The sequence below is a fragment of the Streptomyces sp. NBC_00285 genome (assembly GCF_036174265.1).
Lineage (GTDB): Bacteria > Actinomycetota > Actinomycetes > Streptomycetales > Streptomycetaceae > Streptomyces.
Genome location: NZ_CP108055.1, coordinates 8,981,424 through 8,994,795 on the forward strand (window position 1 = coordinate 8,981,424; position 13,372 = coordinate 8,994,795).

Genomic DNA, 13,372 nt, shown 5'->3' on the forward strand with positions numbered 1-13,372 from the left:
ACGAGGTCAGCGGTACCGGCCGAACCGTTCCGCGATCACCGGCAACCGGTCCGCGACCAGCGCATGGGCGGCGGCGCGTGGCGAGGTGCCGTCCGCCTCCGCGCGGGCCAGCAACTGCTCGACCAGGGCACGCATGGAACGCCGTACATGCGCGAACGCCTCGTCCGCGTCGGCGCCGATGTCGCCGAACAGGGTCCACCACCACCAGGCGTTCGTCGCGGAGTTGACGACGACGTCCGGCAGTACGGTGATCCCGCGCGCGGCCAGCAGTGTCTCCGCGGCGGGCAGGACCGGCATGTTGGCCGCCTCGACGATCCAGCGCGCCCGGATCCGCGCCTGGTTGGCGGAGTCGATCGCGTACGAGACCGCCGCGGGGACCAGTACCTCCACGTCCAGTGACAGCCAGGCGTCGCCGGGCAGTTCGCGGTCGGCGGCACGCAGGGCGGCGCGGTCCACGGTGCCGTAGGCGTCCCTGGCGGCGAGCAGCGTCTCGACGTCGAGACCCGAGGGGTTGAAGACCGTGCCCTTGATGTCGGCGACAGCCACCACGGTCAGCCCCGCGCGCGTGAGGAAGCGCGCCGTGGCCCCGCCCATGGTGCCGAGGCCCTGCACGGCCACACGTGTGCCCGCGTACGGCACTCCGGCCCGGTCCAGGGCCGCGAGCAGCGACTCGGCCACCCCACAGCCGCCCGCCAGCTCGTCCAGCCCGATGCCGTCCACCTCGACGGCGAAGGCGTCCGCGAGCCGCTGCCGGGCCGCGGCCTCGTCGTCGAGCAGCGGGTAGACCGCCTGGATCGAGGAGACGAGTCCGGCCTCCGTGGCCGCGCGGTCCACCAGGTCCTGGCTGAGACCGAGGTCCTCGCCCGTCGTCCAGAAGGTCTCGATGTACGGCCGCACGGCGCGCAGGTAGCGCACGAGGACGCCGTACGCCTCAGGGTCCCGGGGGTCGCAGTCGATGCCGCCCTTGGCGCCGCCCAGCGGGACGTACCGGGCCTGCGGGTCGTAGTGCAGCGCCTCTTTCATGGTCATGCCACGGGCGAGCCCGGCGACCTCCTCCAACGTGCAGCCCTGGCGCATCCGCAGACCGCCGCTGGCGACGCCCCGCACCAGCCGGTCGACCACCAGGAAGCCCCGGCGCCCGGAGACATGGTCGGTCCAGGTGAGCGACAGCAAGGGGGTGGTCACGCGGGCTCCGGGGGTGGACGAGCAGCTACTGAACGGGGGGTCAGTATTGGCATCGGCGTGCGCCCTGTCAACGTGATCCGCTCCGGCGGCGTCCTTACCCGTGTGAACCCGTGTGACCGGACAGACCCCGGCACTGTCGGAGGGGCGGACCATAATGGATGCCTCAGCAATTCCACCTGGAGGTACCGTGACCGGCTTCCGTTCCCTGAGCTCCGGGCTCCGCGCGCTGCAGCCTGCGGCCTTCGGTGCGGACCCGAGCGGTGAGCGCATGGCGCGTATCCGCAGATCCCCCCACTTCAAGAACGGTGTCTTCCAGAACCCCGGCGGAACCTCCGCGCGGATCCGGCCCGACGGGTCGGCGCTCGATTTCGCCAAGGTCTTCTTCGACAGCGACACCCGGCCCCACCGGGCTCCCGAAGGCCGTATCCCGGTGCACGCCACCACGCTCGCCGACCTCGCGAAGCCGCCCGCCACCGGACTCCGGCTGACCTGGATGGGACACTCCAGCGTGCTCGCCGAGATCGACGGCCGTCGGGTGCTGTTCGATCCGGTGTGGGGTGAGCGGTGCTCCCCGATGCCCTTCGCCGGACCCAAGCGGCTGCACCCCGTGCCGCTGCCGCTCGCGGCGCTCGGGCCGGTCGACGTGGTCGTCATCTCCCACGATCACTACGACCATCTGGACATGCCCTCGATCAAGGAACTGGCCGGGACGGACACCGTCTTCGCCGTGCCCCTCGGGGTGGGGTCACATCTCGAGCACTGGGGCGTCTCCGCGGACCGGCTGCGTGAGCTGGACTGGCACGAGTCGACCCAGGTCGCCGGACTCACGCTCACCGCCACACCGGCCCGGCACTTCTGCGGCCGGGGCCTGCGGAACACCCAGCACACGCTGTGGGCGTCCTGGGTCGTCTCCAGCGGGGAGCACCGGGTGTATCACAGCGGTGACACCGGGTATTTCGACGGATTCAAGGACATCGGCGCCTCCTTCGGGCCCTTCGACGCCACGATGATCCAGCTCGGCGCCTACTCCGAGCTCTGGCCGGACATTCACATGACGCCTGAAGAGGCTCTCCGGGCCCATCTGGATCTTCAGGGCGGGGATGCGGCGCAGGGGGTGCTGTTGCCGATCCACTGGGGGACGTTCAATCTCGCCACGCATCCCTGGGCGGAGCCCGCGGAGCAGACGATGTTGCTGGCCCACAAGGCCGGAGCGGCCATGGCGACGCCTCGGCCGGGGGAGCCGTTCGAGCCGGGGGCGGTGCCAGTGGTCGATCCGTGGTGGCGGGGAGTGGCGAAGGTGCCGGCCGGTGGGTGGGCCGCCCTGCCGACGGTGGCGGAGGAGTCGGAGGCTGGGGTCGAGCACTGATCTGTTCCGCGGGTGGTGCGGACGCGAGCGCGGGCGGGTGGGGCGGGTTCTGGTTTGCCGCCCCTGCCCGCCCGTGGGTGTCTGACCGTGCGGGGCTGTGACTGCGGCTGCGGCTGCGGCTGCGGTCGGCGTGGTGGGTGCCGTGGATGCTGTGGTGACGGGTTCGGTGGCGGACGGTCCGTCGGAGGTGGCTGTGTACGGGCGGGAGGTGCTACCGCGTCCGTGGCCGGGGTGGGTTCGCCTCGGCGGTCTGCTTGGGCGGGGCGCTGAGGCGGTCGGGGCGACTGAGCTGCCGGCCCTGGCAGGCGGTGCGTGAATTCTTCGGCTCCGAGGCGCGCTTGTGTGTAGTGCGGGTCGTAGGGGTGGCGGAGGTCACCGCTCGGCGTCGGCTGGGGGTGGTGAGTCGGGGCGGGCGGGTGCGGGTCCGGGTCGTCGGTGCCGCAGGTGGTTTGAGCGCGCGCCCTCCCGCGGCAGTCTCGGACGGGAAGACGGTGCTCTGCCGGTCCGTCCATGGCGCGGGACGTCAGCTCCGACACCGGTGAGCGACTTCGTCAGGTGGTCTCCCCGGCTGCGCGATGGCGCGTGGACGGACGTGCCAACGGTCTTCGGCCGGCTGCGGCGGGGCGGGAGCTCGTGCCGTGGCTGGGTGACGACGAACCTCGACACGCTCAGTGACAATCGGGAAGGCTCGGGCCAATGCTTCGAGGGGCCGTCGAAGGGCTTGCCGCCTGTGTGGAAGTGGCCGGCCGACGAGCGTGGCGCGTGGACGTCCGGGACCCTCGTCGCCTGTTCATGACTGCTTCTGACCAGGCCTGATCGGTATTCACTCGTTCGAGGGTTCCTGTCCTGTCGACTTGTCGGTCTGTCGTGCGAAGCCTCATACCAGAGTGGGAAGCGCCGCGAGGGACTTTGTCAACTGCCCACCGCACATGATGCGTTGGCGACTACTGTGAGTGTCCGCCGGGCAACAGAGGGCCGAAGATTTCGGTTCTCCGGACCGGCACCGCAATGACGCACGCCCATGCCCACGGCGCGGAGCCGCGAACCGGAGGAGGGAGTCGACGCGATGAGGCTTTCTCCCGCCCGACCGCGGCCGGGAACCCGGGGGCGCCGGTGACCGACGACCACGCCGCGGCGGAGCCCGCCCGGCAGGGACGCAGCCGACAGCCCGCGGGAGCGCACGCCGGAGCCCGCCGGGTCGGGCAGGTCAGCCCGGGCCCCTCCGGCCATCAGGACCGACGGACGAGTACAAGGACACCGATGTCTCACCTCCGTGCACCGGCCGCACGCGCAGACCGCCGTGAGGGCGGGCGGCACGGGCGGCCGGTCGCCCGCCCCGCCACCTCGCTGCCGGAGACGCACATACGGCCCCAACTGCTGCGCCTGGCCGTGCTCCCACCGATCGCGGTCGCCCTCAGCGGCTGCGCGGCCGTCCTGTTCACCGTCCGCTCCACCGGGGCACAGCCCGGCCTCATCCTGTGGGGTGTCCTGGCCGGAGCGGTCTCGGTGGCGCTCGCGGGCATCCTGATCGCCGCCGTGGCCGCCGACCGCGCCGCCAAGATGGTGAGCGACCGCGTCGGCGCACTGCGCCGCAGCAGCGCGCGCCGCGAGGTGGATCTGCGGGCGCTCGTCGAGGGGCTGCGCCGTGGGGAGGTCCCGCCGGGGCGCAGCCCACGCAGCGGTCCGCCCGACGACGCCGACGACTTCGACCTGCTCTCCGCCGACCTGGCCCGCGCCCACGACGGGGCAGTGACCGCCGTCGTTCAGGCCGCCCAGCTCTCCAGCCAGGCCGGCAGTGAACAGAAGCTGGAGGTCTTCGTCAACCTCGCGCGGCGGCTTCAGTCGCTGGTGCACCGGGAGATCTCCATCCTCGACGAGCTGGAGAACGAGATCGAGGACCCCGACCTGCTCAAGGGGCTCTTCCACGTCGACCATCTCGCCACCCGGATCCGCCGCCACGCCGAGAACCTCGCCGTCCTCGGCGGAGCCGTCTCACGTCGGCAGTGGAGCAACCCCGTTTCGATGACGGAGGTACTGCGCTCCGCCATCGCCGAGGTAGAGCAGTACTCGCGGGTCAAACTCGTGCCGCCGATCGACGGCACCCTGCGCGGGCACGCCGTTGCCGACGTCATTCATCTGCTGGCCGAACTCGTCGAGAACGCCACGGTGTTCTCGGCGCCGCACACCCAGGTACTGCTGCGCGCCAACCTCGTGACCTCCGGGCTCGCCGTCGAGGTCGAGGACCGCGGACTCGGCATGCCCGTCGGCGAACAGCACCGGATGAATGCGCTGCTGACGGACCCGGACCAGGTCAACGTCGCCAGCCTGCTCGCGGACGGCCGTATCGGACTGTTCGTGGTCTCCCAGCTCGCCAAGCGGCACGGCATCCATGTCCGGCTCCAGACCAACATCTACGGCGGGGTACAGGCGGTGCTCGTCGTGCCGCAGGCGTTGCTGGGAACGGCACCGGGGGCGGTCGGGGCGCAACTGCCGGACGCTGCCGGGACGCACGGGGTGGCGGGGGCGGCCGTACCCGCCACCCGTCCGGTTCTACCAGGGCCATCAGGAGCCGGCCATGCGGCACGGCACCGGGGGGCACCCGCGGAGCCGCGTCCCGGGGCGGACCTGAACCGGCGCGAGTCCCGGGGCGCCGGATCGACCCTCAACGGCAGCGCGGCGCCGACGGCGAAGGGCGCCGGAGCGCTGCCGCAGGGCGCCCGGACCCCGGCGAACGGGCTGGGGACGGTGTCCAACGGCACCGCGCCCCCACGGAACGGGAGTGGTCGTGCCCCGGTCGAGGGCGGGCGTGGGCCTGATGGCATCGGTGTGTCGGCGAACGGCACCGGGGCCCAGCTGGACGGTGGGTCGGCTGCGTCGCATGGCGGTGGGCGGGAGGCTGACGGCAGTGATCCTCTGCAGAGCGGCAGCGGGCCCTTCATGAACGGTGGTTCGGGGGCGGCGAGTGGTGGCGGGGGCGCGCCGAACGACAGTGGCGCGCGTCCCGGACGTCCCTTGCCGCTGCCCGTACGCGGGGCCCGTGCGGAGCGGCCCAATCCTGCCGAGGCCATGCCCGGGATCAGGCCCGACGACCGGCAGCTGGTCACGGAGCACGGGACCACGCCGCCCACCCCGCGCACCGGGACCGTGCGCGGCACCATGGGCAAGCCCCAACTGCCCCGGCGCCGCGCCCAGGAGCACATCGCGCCCCAGCTGCGTGGGGGGCCTGCGCCCCGGCAGGAAACCGAGTACCTGGCCGACCACGACCCGGGGTTGATGGCGGCCTTCCAACGCGGCATCAGCCTCGCCGAGACACAGCAACACCTGGACCCGACCTCCGGCGAACCGGCCATGCCCATGGTGCCGCCACGGAGGGTGCCGCCCCTTACAGACGCCGACCACACGGGCCCGTCACCCATGGCGTCCGGGTACATGGCCTCGGACTCCCCGTCTCTGGGCTCGGCCCATATGGCGTCCGGACACATGGACCCCATCCACACGGACCCAACGCGCATGGACCCGACCCGCCCGGACTCCGCGCACATGGGGTCCACCCACCCAGACCCCGCGACCCCCGGTCCGACGCACACGGATACGGCCTTCATGGGCAGCGGCACCACAGGAGCGACCGCGGGTACAGGCAGTACGCACACCGGCCGCGGGGATGTCGGTCATACAGACACTGGCCGTACGGACACAGGCTCCCTGTCATTCGGGCCCTTGGAGTCCCGCCCCGCCCCGGCGCCGAAACCCTCCGCCTCCTTCGACTTCGACCTCGACGCGGGCCACACGGAGTCCGCCCCCACGACCGAGTCCGGCGCCATAGAAGCGACCCCCATGGAGCGGTCCCGCATATCCGAGGCGCACGGTCTCGATCTCGACCACACCACCCCCCGGCACGACGGGAGCGCACCCGCCGGATGACCACCCCCGCGTACACCCCACCCCCCAGCGCTCCCGCAGACCTTCGTACCTCAAGGAGTCGATCCACCATGGCGAGCGAAGCGCCGACCGGCCATGTATCCGATCTCGACTGGCTGATGAGCGGTCTCGTGCAGCGCGTCCCGCACACCAGCAGCGCGGTCCTCCTGTCCTGCGACGGGCTCGTGAAGTCGGTCCACGGCCTCGATGCGGACAGCGCCGACCACATGGCGGCCCTGGCCGCCGGCCTCTACTCCCTCGGCCGCAGCGCGGGCGTCCGCTTCGGCGACGGCGGAGACGTACGCCAGGTCGTCGTCGAACTCGACTCGACGCTGCTGTTCGTGACCACCGCGGGGTCCGGCACCTGCCTTGCCGTGCTCGCCGGCCGTGAGGCCGACGCGGCAGTGCTCGGCTACGAGATGGCGATGCTCGTCAAGAGCGTCCGCCCCTACCTGGTGACCGCGCCCCGGCAGCACGCCGTCGAATCCCCGGCGATGAGGCCTTGAGCGTGGCGGCGGCCGGCGACGGGCCCTGGCTCGACGATGCGGCAGGGCGACTGGTGCGGCCCTTCACGGTCAGCAACGGCCGCACCCGGCCCACCATCGCGCTCGACCTGCTGTCGCACGTGATGGCCACCGGTGCCACCCCCCTCGGCTACCTCGGCCCCGAGCACGCGCAGGCACTCGACATGTGTCGCGCGCCCGTATCGGTCGCCGAGCTCGCCGCCCATCTGAAGCTGCCGGCGGTGGTCACCAAGGTGCTGCTGTCCGACCTGGTGGATTGCGGGGCGCTGACCACCAAGCCCCCCGAGTTCACCCACAACCCGACTGACCGGGCTCTTCTGGAGGCAGTGCTCGATGGACTACGACGACAACTCTGACCCGTTCCCCACCGCACTCAAGATCCTTGTGGCGGGCGGGTTCGGAGTCGGCAAGACGACCTTCGTGGGAGCGGTCAGTGAGATCGCCCCCCTCAGCACGGAGGAACTGCTCACCACGGTCAGCGCCGCGACCGACAGCCTCGACGGTATCGAGAACAAGGTCGAGACGACGGTGGCCATGGACTTCGGGCGCATCACCCTCGACCCGGAACACGTCCTGTACCTGTTCGGCACGCCCGGACAGGAGCGGTTCTGGTTCATGTGGGACGAGCTCTCCGAGGGCGCACTCGGCGCGGTCATCCTCGCCGACACCCGCAGACTGGAGGACTGTTTCGCGGCGGTGGACTTCTTCGAGCAACGCGGCCTCGGGTTCATCGTCGCGATCAACGAGTTCGACGGGGGGTACCGCTACGACCCGGAGGAGGTTCGCGCCGCGATCGACCTGTCGCCGGAGATCCCCGTCGTGCGCTGTGACGCCCGGATCTCGAGTTCCGGCGTGCAGACCCTGCTCACCCTCGTACGACATCTCATCGCGCACAGCCCGGCGCCCGCGCCGAGCCATGGCGCCCACATGTGACCGCCGCACACACCGCCACGGAGCCGCATATGACCGACGCCCACAACGACGGAATCCGCCCATGAGCTATGACCCACCGCGCCCGGCCGGTCGTCTGCTGCTCACCCCGGAGGACAAGGAGGCCCCGGACCGGGCGCGACGGCTCCGCCTGCTGGGCCTGGGGGAGCATCCGGAGCCCGCGCTCGACGCCTTCGCCGAGCGGCTCGCCGAACACGCGAGCGCGCCGTACGCGATGGTCAACTTCATCGGTGAGAAACGCCAGTTCTTCGCCGGTCTGCGGGTCCCCGCGGCGAGGCCCCCGGCGGACAGCGAAAAGCCCAAGCCGGAAGTGGGCCGCTATATGGAGCGCGACCATGGGTTCTGCCCCCATGTGGTCGTTCGCCGCAAGGCGCTGGCTCTGGAGGACGTCCGTGATTACCCGCGGTTCGCGGGCAACCCGGTCGTCGACGAGTTCGGGATCCGTTCCTATCTGGGCGCACCGCTCATCGACTCCACCGGGATGGTCCTCGGCACGGTGTGCGTGGCGGACGTGGAGCCGCGGACCTGGGGGAGGCCCGGTCTGGAGACCATCAAGTCGTCGGCGGCGGAACTCGTGGCACGACTGGAGCGGGGGGAGGCCGACGGGCTCCCGCTGTGAGCGTCCCGTACGTCCTACGGCCCGCCACGCCCTACGGCCCACCCGCGTCGATGCGCCGCCTGCCGCGCCTCCGTCCGCGTGCCGCCGACCACACCTGCGCCCAAGTGCCCTCGGCTACGCCCGAGTCGGTGTGCCGCCGGCGAGGCCGGGACCCGTGCCGCCCGCCACGTCTGCGTACCCGCGCCGCCCACCACACCCGGGGCCGTGCGACCCGTCCCGCGCCCGTGTTCGCGCGTCGCAGGCCGCACCCGGCCTACCCGACCGTCACACGCCTCCCCGCCAGATGTTGTCGAACGCGGCGCTCTCGATCGCCCGCCGTTGGCGCACCGCCTCCAGTTCCATCACCGCGTCTCCGACGGCGGCCAGGACGGTCGTGATCGCCTCGCCGATGAGGCCTTCGCCGAACTCCGGCCCCTTGTCGTCGACGCCGGCGGCCGCGGCCAGGGCGGCGAGGACGGGCTCGCCCGAAGTCCGGCGTTCCGCGGCGCCGCTGCGGGCGGGTGAGTCGACCGGTACCGTCCGTCCCGTCCTGAGCGGGAACCGGCGGCCGCGCTCGCGGGTGACCAGTCCGATCTTCTCCAGGTCGTCGACGTAGGCGGCGGAGAGCTCGCGGCCCCGGCGCCACAGCCAGTCCTCGACCGTCTCGTAGGGCTCCCGCCGGACCAGCGAGGCGGCGGCGTCGTCCAGGAGCCGGTCTCCCGTCGCCGTCTTCGAGCCCGGCACGATGCGGTCGCCGTCCAGGGCGAGTGCCTCGGCCTCGACGAGGTCGATGACCTCGGCCCCCGCGAGCGCGAGAGACAGGTCGCCCTGTTCCACGGAGCGTTCGGGCGGCATGTCCAGAGCGACGATCGCGAGGTCCCGTGCGGTGGTCATGAGCGGCTCCACGTCAGTCGGCCGAGTGCGGGGCGAGGGCGTCGGGACCGAGGTGCGTGGGCCGGGCGTCCTTGGTCGATTCTCTCCGGGATCCGCCCGCCGCGACCATGGGACGGGGGAATCCGATCCGGAGGACGACGGTGGCCGCGGCCGAGGCGAGCACCACGAGGGTGGCCAGGAACAGCGCCGCGCGGTAGCCGTCGTGGAGCAGCGGGGCCACGGCCGGCGGGCCGAGGATCTGTCCGACGGAGTACCCGGCGGTCAGCAGCGCGACGGAGCGCGGGAAGCCCAGCTGGGTGCCGGTGGCGAGGGCGAGGGTGCAGATCCCGAGGAAGGTGGCGCCGAACAGCACCGCGGAGACCAGTGCGGCCGCCACGCCGCCGACCAGGGCGGGCAGAGCGATGCCCACCGCCTGGACCAGCAGGGCGGCCGACAGCAGACCGGGACGTGACCAGCGGCGCGCCAGACGGGCCCACAACGCCGTCGACGGTACGGCGGCCAGGCCCACGAGCACCCACGCGGCGCTGCCGACCCGGCCGGGGGAGTTCTGCCCGATCGCGGCCACCAGGAAGGTCCCGGCGACGATGTATCCGGCGCCCTCCAGGGTGTAGGCGACCAGCAGTGTCCAGAACCAGCGGTGCGTACGCCGGCCGGTCCCAGCGGCTGGACCGGAGGCCGACTCCTGGGGCCGTAGCGTCCACGCGCCGGCTGTGAGCACCGCGGCCAGTGCGGCCGACGCCCACCACGCGGCTCGCCAGTCGGACGCCGTGCCCGGAGCGAGGACCAGCAGACCGGACAGCGCGATCCCGGCCCCCACGCCGCCGAAGGCCCAACCGGACAGATGCGGCGGGTGGGCTCGCAGATGCTGCAGGAGCGAGCCGGCCGCCACGACGAAGACCAGGGCGCTGGCCACGCCGGCCACCAGCCGCAGAACCGCCCACACCGTCGTGCTGTGGGTGAGGGGCATCGCCGCGAGGGTCGCGGTGAGCACGATCAGCGAGCCGCGCAGCACGGCGCGCGAGCGGACCAGGGCCGGGACGAGGATGCCCGCGAGCGCTCCGAGAAGGTAGCCGGCGTAGTTGGCGGTGGCCAGATCCGCCCCGGCCGCGGCGGACAGCCCGGCGCGGGTCTGCATCAGGGGCAGGATCGGGGTGTAGACGAAGCGGCCGACGCCCATGCCGGCGGCCAGCGCGGCGGCGGTCCGGGCCACGTGGACCCACGGCGAGGCAATGCTCATCGGGCGGGATCGTTGGGGTGCGACTCCAGCGGGGTGACCGTGAGGGTCATCCAGGGACGCAGTGGCAGGGTGCCGAGCACCTTCTCGTGAAGTTCCTCCTCGTCCGTGGCCCGCCACAGGCCGATGCTGCGCAGCTCGCCGACCGGACGCCACAGACGGGCCAGGTGCCCCTCGGCGGCCAGCTCCGCGGCCCGGACGGATTCGGCGGCACGTCGGCGGTCGACCTCGTCCTGTCCGGTGCCCTCGGGGACGGTGGTGGTGATCTCGACCAGGAACTCCCGCATGATGTCCTCCACTCGGACAGCGCATCCGCTGATGCCCTCATCCTGGACCCGTCACCAGCACCGATGCCACGACCGGTTGCCTCGCTGCTGAGAGGCGCAGGCTCGCAGCCCGCGTAGCATGGCGGGCGTGGAGCTGCGCCAGTTGCGGTACTTCGTCGCGGTCGCCGAGGAGCTGAACTTCGGCCGGGCCGCCGAGCGGCTGCTCATCGCGGGCCCCTCGCTCTCCCAGCAGATCAAGGCGCTCGAACGCGACCTGGGTGTGCGGCTGTTCGACCGGGACCGGCGTTCGGTCTCCCTCACCTCGGCCGGCGCCGCCCTGCTCCCGCACACCCGGGCCCTGTTGGAGCGCGCCGACGACCTGCGACTGCGGGCGGGCCGGCTGTCGGGGTCGCAGGCGGTACGCGTCGGATACGTCAACTGGCTGCCGCCGAACCTGACGTCGCGAACGGAGGCGGTGGCGCAGGTGCATGTCGACGCCTGGGTCGCGCCCTCGCACACCCAGGCTGCCCGGGTCGCCGACGGGAGTCTCGACCTGGCCGTGTGCTGGGTGCGGACCGGGGACCTGAAGCGGCTCGGTCTGCGGGCCGAACTCATCGGCGCGGACCGGCTCTTCGCCGTCGCCAAGGGCGTCGACACCGGTGACGTTCTGGCCCGCGACACCGACGTCCTGATCGACGACGACGTCACCGCCTGGGCGTCCTGGAACGAGTACGCCGAGGAATCGGCGCGGGCCACCGGATCCCGCGCCGTGCCGATCTCCGACGGTGGTGTCACCGGGCCCGCCTTCTTCGACCACGTCCGCCGCAGCCGCCGGCCGGTTCTCAACTGCCCCAAAGGACAGACCGCTTCGCTCCCTCCTGACCTGGTCCGCCGCGAGGTCGTCGCGCCGAGGATCTACTGGACCTGGTCCCTGGTCCGCCGTGAGAGCGAGGACCGCGCCGGTGTGCTCGCGGTCGTCGACGCCCTCCGCGAGGGGGTGGGCGACCTGGGGATCCACGCCCCGGACGCCTGGCTGCCCGAGGACGACCCGCACGCCCGGTCGGCCTGACGCCGCCCGGCCGCGCGTCGCCCGCAGAGAGGTTCACCAGGACCGGTCTGCGCCTCGGTGCCCCCGGATGAGGACAGTGTGCCTCGCCGACTTCCACCTCACCTCACCGCATCCCGCTCGGGACGTACCGACACCTCGCCGCCCGGCCCGTGTGAAGCCAAGCTGTGGCGGCGCTTAAGAAATCCTCGATGGACCCGGACGGTTTCGTAGGGCAGATTGCTGAGCGATTCCACCCCTCACCCGGCCGCGGGCTGCTTCAGGCATGCCCGGGGCGCGGGATCGCACCCACAGGAGCCGTCGCGTGAAGGCGCTGGTCAAGGAGAAGGCGGAGCCCGGGCTGTGGCTCACGGACGTGCCGGAGCCGTCCGTCGGGCCCGGTGACGTGCTGATCAGGGTGCTGCGCACCGGCATCTGCGGCACCGATCTGCACATCCGGTCGTGGGACGGCTGGGCGCGGCGGACGATCAGCGCCCCGCTCGTCCTCGGACACGAGTTCGTCGGCGAGGTCGTCGAGACCGGGCGCGATGTCACGGAGATCGGGATCGGCGACCGGGTGAGCGGCGAGGGGCATCTCGTCTGCGGAAAGTGCCGCAACTGTCTCGCTGGGCGACGGCACCTGTGCCGGGCCACGGTCGGGCTGGGCGTCGGCCGGGACGGGGCCTTCGCGGAGTACGTCGCCCTGCCCGCCGTCAATGTGTGGGTGCACCGGGTTCCCGTGGAGCTCGACGTGGCCGCGATCTTCGACCCGTTCGGCAACGCCGTGCACACCGCGCTGTCCTTCCCGCTGGTCGGGGAGGACGTGCTGATCACCGGCGCGGGGCCGATCGGCCTGATGGCGGCGGCCGTCGCACGGCACGCGGGTGCTCGCAACGTCGTGATCACCGATGTCAGCGAGGAGCGCCTGGAGCTGGCCCGCAAGGTCGGTGTGAGTCTCGCGCTGAACGTGTCGGACAGTCAGATCGCGGACGGGCAGCGGCAGTTGGCGTTGCGTGAGGGCTTCGACATCGGCCTGGAGATGTCCGGGCGGCCCGAGGCCCTGCGCGACATGATCGCCAACATGACACACGGCGGCCGGATCGCGATGCTCGGTCTGCCGGCCGAGGAGTTCCCGGTCGACTGGGCCCGGATCGTCACCTCGATGATCACCGTCAAGGGCATCTACGGCCGGGAGATGTTCGAGACCTGGTACGCCATGTCGGTCCTCCTGGAGGGCGGCCTCGACCTCGCCCCCGTGATCACGGGACGCTATGACCACCGCGACTTCGAGGCGGCGTTCGCGGATGCCGCCAGTGGCCGCGGCGGCAAGGTCATTCTCGACTGGACCCGCTGAATCTCCTCTGGACCCACTGAATCTCACTAGGGACTGA

At 72.1% G+C, this 13,372-nt stretch carries 12 protein-coding genes; 8 read left to right on the forward strand and 4 right to left on the reverse strand.

Going from position 1 to position 13,372, the window contains the following annotated elements:
* Positions 1 to 6: 6 nt before the first annotated feature.
* The gene (locus OHT57_RS41160) at positions 7 to 1,185 is read right to left on the reverse strand and encodes a glutamate dehydrogenase (protein ID WP_328752012.1); all 1,179 of its coding nucleotides are present in this window, start codon (positions 1,183 to 1,185) and stop codon (positions 7 to 9) included.
* Between the two features lie 187 nt (positions 1,186 to 1,372).
* On the opposite strand from OHT57_RS41160, the gene OHT57_RS41165 reads away from it, so the two are divergent.
* The 6 genes from OHT57_RS41165 to OHT57_RS41190 all read left to right on the forward strand — a co-directional run bounded on the left by OHT57_RS41165 (position 1,373) and on the right by OHT57_RS41190 (position 8,563).
* The gene (locus OHT57_RS41165) at positions 1,373 to 2,551 is read left to right on the forward strand and encodes an MBL fold metallo-hydrolase (RefSeq protein ID WP_328752014.1); all 1,179 of its coding nucleotides are present in this window, start codon (positions 1,373 to 1,375) and stop codon (positions 2,549 to 2,551) included.
* A gap of 1,260 nt (positions 2,552 to 3,811) precedes the next feature.
* Complete coding sequence (locus tag OHT57_RS41170; protein WP_328752016.1) at positions 3,812 to 6,472, forward strand: ATP-binding protein; 2,661 nt, start codon at positions 3,812 to 3,814, stop codon at positions 6,470 to 6,472.
* Positions 6,473 to 6,540: 68 nt separating this feature from the next.
* A complete protein-coding gene (locus OHT57_RS41175; protein WP_328642166.1) occupies positions 6,541 to 6,975 on the forward strand; it encodes a roadblock/LC7 domain-containing protein in 435 nt (144 codons plus the stop codon).
* Between the two features lie 2 nt (positions 6,976 to 6,977).
* A complete protein-coding gene (locus OHT57_RS41180) occupies positions 6,978 to 7,349 on the forward strand; it encodes a DUF742 domain-containing protein (protein ID WP_328753474.1) in 372 nt (123 codons plus the stop codon).
* The gene (locus OHT57_RS41185; protein ID WP_328752020.1) at positions 7,327 to 7,926 is read left to right on the forward strand and encodes a GTP-binding protein; all 600 of its coding nucleotides are present in this window, start codon (positions 7,327 to 7,329) and stop codon (positions 7,924 to 7,926) included. The genes OHT57_RS41180 and OHT57_RS41185 overlap by 23 nt, the downstream gene beginning before the upstream one ends.
* A gap of 61 nt (positions 7,927 to 7,987) precedes the next feature.
* On the forward strand, positions 7,988 to 8,563 hold the full coding sequence (locus OHT57_RS41190; RefSeq protein ID WP_328752022.1) for a GAF domain-containing protein: 576 nt from the start codon (positions 7,988 to 7,990) through the stop codon (positions 8,561 to 8,563).
* A gap of 264 nt (positions 8,564 to 8,827) precedes the next feature.
* On the opposite strand, the gene OHT57_RS41195 is transcribed toward OHT57_RS41190, so the two are convergent.
* The 3 genes from OHT57_RS41195 to OHT57_RS41205 are packed head-to-tail and all read right to left on the reverse strand — an operon-like array spanning position 8,828 to position 10,957.
* Entirely contained in the window at positions 8,828 to 9,436 is a 609-nt protein-coding gene (locus OHT57_RS41195; protein WP_328752024.1) for a GOLPH3/VPS74 family protein, read from the reverse strand.
* 13 nt (positions 9,437 to 9,449) lie between these two features.
* The gene (locus OHT57_RS41200) at positions 9,450 to 10,673 is read right to left on the reverse strand and encodes a YbfB/YjiJ family MFS transporter (RefSeq protein ID WP_328752025.1); all 1,224 of its coding nucleotides are present in this window, start codon (positions 10,671 to 10,673) and stop codon (positions 9,450 to 9,452) included.
* Positions 10,670 to 10,957 carry a muconolactone Delta-isomerase family protein gene (locus tag OHT57_RS41205; protein ID WP_328752026.1) on the reverse strand — a complete coding sequence of 96 codons (288 nt, stop codon included), beginning with the start codon at positions 10,955 to 10,957 and terminating at the stop codon, positions 10,670 to 10,672. The genes OHT57_RS41200 and OHT57_RS41205 overlap by 4 nt, the downstream gene beginning before the upstream one ends.
* A 118-nt stretch (positions 10,958 to 11,075) precedes the next feature.
* On the opposite strand from OHT57_RS41205, the gene OHT57_RS41210 reads away from it, so the two are divergent.
* Together OHT57_RS41210 and tdh are read left to right on the forward strand one after the other, a co-directional pair.
* Complete coding sequence (locus OHT57_RS41210; protein WP_328752028.1) at positions 11,076 to 12,005, forward strand: LysR family transcriptional regulator; 930 nt, start codon at positions 11,076 to 11,078, stop codon at positions 12,003 to 12,005.
* Positions 12,006 to 12,306: 301 nt separating this feature from the next.
* The gene (gene tdh / locus OHT57_RS41215; protein WP_328752030.1) at positions 12,307 to 13,335 is read left to right on the forward strand and encodes an L-threonine 3-dehydrogenase; all 1,029 of its coding nucleotides are present in this window, start codon (positions 12,307 to 12,309) and stop codon (positions 13,333 to 13,335) included.
* Positions 13,336 to 13,372 lie beyond the last annotated feature (37 nt).